Origin of the sequence: Candidatus Propionivibrio aalborgensis (genome assembly GCF_900089945.1) — a bacterium.
In the GTDB taxonomy this organism is placed as follows: Bacteria; Pseudomonadota; Gammaproteobacteria; order Burkholderiales; family Rhodocyclaceae; genus Propionivibrio; species Propionivibrio aalborgensis.
In genome coordinates this window covers 1-2,497 of record NZ_FLQY01000267.1, presented here as the reverse complement: position 1 = coordinate 2,497, position 2,497 = coordinate 1, and the positions used below count along the sequence as shown (strand labels likewise).

At 58.0% G+C, this 2,497-nt stretch carries 2 protein-coding genes and 1 pseudogene; all 3 read right to left on the bottom strand.

Annotated elements, in window-relative coordinates; all coding sequences use genetic code 11:
• Positions 1 to 518: pseudogene (locus PROAA_RS12595) on the bottom strand (glutamine--fructose-6-phosphate transaminase (isomerizing)); the annotation flags it as partial.
• Between the two features lie 8 nt (positions 519 to 526).
• On the bottom strand, positions 527 to 1,885 hold the full coding sequence (glmU, locus tag PROAA_RS12590) for a bifunctional UDP-N-acetylglucosamine diphosphorylase/glucosamine-1-phosphate N-acetyltransferase GlmU (protein WP_186411673.1): 1,359 nt from the start codon (positions 1,883 to 1,885) through the stop codon (positions 527 to 529).
• A gap of 159 nt (positions 1,886 to 2,044) precedes the next feature.
• Positions 2,045 to 2,497 (bottom strand): YEATS-associated helix-containing protein (locus PROAA_RS12585; RefSeq protein ID WP_342669220.1); only part of this gene is annotated, 453 nt, incomplete at its 5' end.

Here is a 2,497-nt window from a genome sequence, read left to right as displayed (position 1 = left end):
CGGGCCACCACGACATGCTCGGGTTCGGATTCGCGCAGGACGGCGAGGGCATAAGCGCCCTGCAGTTGGGCGATCGCCGCACGCGTGGCGGCGAAGAAGTCCGAGCACTTCTTCAATTCGGAAGCAATGAGGTGGCCCACCACCTCGGTGTCGGTATCCGACGTGAATTCATAACCTTCGGACTTCAGTCGGGCACGCAAGACCTCGTGGTTCTCGATGATGCCGTTATGTACTACGGCCAGACCTTCCGAGATATGCGGATGCGCATTTCGTTCCGACGGCGCGCCGTGCGTTGCCCAACGCGTGTGAGCGATTCCCGTGTTGCCGTACGCACTGCTTTGATCAGCCTGTGTAGTCAGTTCGGCGACTCGGCCGACCGCTCGCAGCCGTTGCAATCCCGAGCCGTTGATCAGTGCCAGGCCTGCCGAGTCATAGCCCCGGTATTCGAGCTTGCGCAAGCCTTCAAGTAGAACGGAAACTACATTGCGGTCGGCGACCGCGGCAACGATGCCACACATGATCTAACTCACTTTTTGATTTTGACCGGCCGTTTCCAGCCGCTAATGGAAATTTGCTTCGGGCGCGTCAGGGTCAGGGTATCGGGAGGCGCGTCTTCGCTCAGCGTAGTGCCGGCCCCCAGGGTTGCGCCGCGGCCGACAGTGACCGGGGCAACAAGCTGGGTATCGGAGCCGATGAAGGCATCGTCTTCGATTATCGTCTGGAATTTGTTCGCCCCGTCGTAATTGCAGGTGATCGTACCGGCACCCACATTGACCCGGCGGCCGATGGTGGCGTCGCCGATATAGGCCAGATGATTGACCTTGGAATGCGCCGCGATGCTGGTCTTCTTGATCTCTACGAAGTTGCCGATGTGTACGTCTTCCGCCAGGTCGGCTCCCGGACGCAAGCGAGCGAAGGGCCCGATCTTGTTATCCGGCCCGACGACGGCATCCTCGATGTGAGTAAAGGCAGCCAGACGCGTTCCGGCGCCGATGCGGGCATTGGTCAATACGCAGTTGGGGCCGATTTCGACGGCTTCGTCGAGCACGACTTGGCCCTCGAAAACGCAGTTGACGTCGATGAACACATCGCGCCCGCAGACCAAACTTCCGCGAACGTCGATGCGTGCCGGGTCGGCCAGGCGTACGCCTTGCTCCATCAACCGTTCGGCAGTGCTGCGTTGGGCGATGCGTTCCAGCTCGGCCAGTTGTACTTTGCTGTTAACGCCGAGCACTTCCCATTCGTTTTTCGGGTTGGCGGTACGAATCGGCAAGCCCGCCTCGACGGCCATGCCGACGATGTCGGTCAGGTAATACTCTTGTTGCGCGTTGTTGTTCGACAAGCGACCCAGCCATTCATCAAGGCGCGAGGTCGGCATGGCCATGATGCCGGTATTGATTTCACGGATGCTGCGTTCAGCCGCCGTCGAATCCTTCTGCTCGACGATACGTACAACCTGCCCGGCGTCGTCGCGCACGATTCGCCCATAGCCGTCCGGATCGGACAGCTCGACAGTCAGGATGGCCAGAGCGTCGTGAGCAGCGTGTACGAGCCTGTTCAGTGTTTCGGACTGTATCAATGGCACGTCACCGTACAGGATGAGCGTCGTGCCCTCCTGTTTCAAATGCGGCAAGGCTTGTTGCACGGCGTGCCCGGTGCCTAGTTGCGGCTCCTGCAAAACCCAAGCCAGATCGGGTGCGTCCAGCGTATTTCGCAAGGTATCGCCGCCATGACCATAAACCAGACAAAGCGTCTGCGGCGACAGGCTTCGCGCAGTGTCGATGACATGCGACACCAGCGCCTTGCCGGCGACCGGGTGAAGGACTTTGGGCAGGTTGGAATGCATGCGCTTTCCTTGTCCTGCAGCGAGAATGACTATGTTCATTATGGGTTCTCAACAAAACTGACTGGCAATCTGGCCGCCTGTCAAATTGGGCCAAGCGTGGTTCAGGAAACCGGAAGTCGGCCCATTTTCACCAATATTTCAGTGTGAACATAACGACTATTCACTTGACTCGTTTTGACTTCTCAGGTCGGAAGTCGATTAATGCTCTTCCTGTCCGGACAGGACATCGCCGAGCATCTGCTTGCCCTTGGGTGAAACAAACCAGTGCAGGACATTTCTTTCGTTCATACGCGTTTCGATGACGCCAAGGCTTTTGAGCACGGCAAGGCGCGAGCTGACCAGATCACGCGCCAGACCGGTCTTGTCCGTCAATCCGACAAGGTTGCCGTAAACGTAACTCTCTTGCGCCAATTCGCGCAGGATTTCGATGTCATTGTAGGACAGCGATTCCCTGACCACTTCCGGCTCGGATACAACGGCTGGCAATTCAAATGGCTCTTCGCGCAAGGCGGGGGCTGCCTGTTTGATCTGCGCCATTTCACGTTTCACCTGATCCATCTGATGCAAAAGCCTGTTGGCCACGTTTTCGAAGAAACGGCGCGAAGCCACCACATAGATCAGGCAGAAACCCGCGAAGACGAAAAAATCGAC

Bases quoted from the DNA above. Each gene is read 5' to 3' on its own strand.
- glmU (WP_186411673.1), bottom strand. From the start codon at position 1,885: ATGAACATAGTCATTCTCGCTGCAGGACAAGGAAAGCGCATGCATTCC.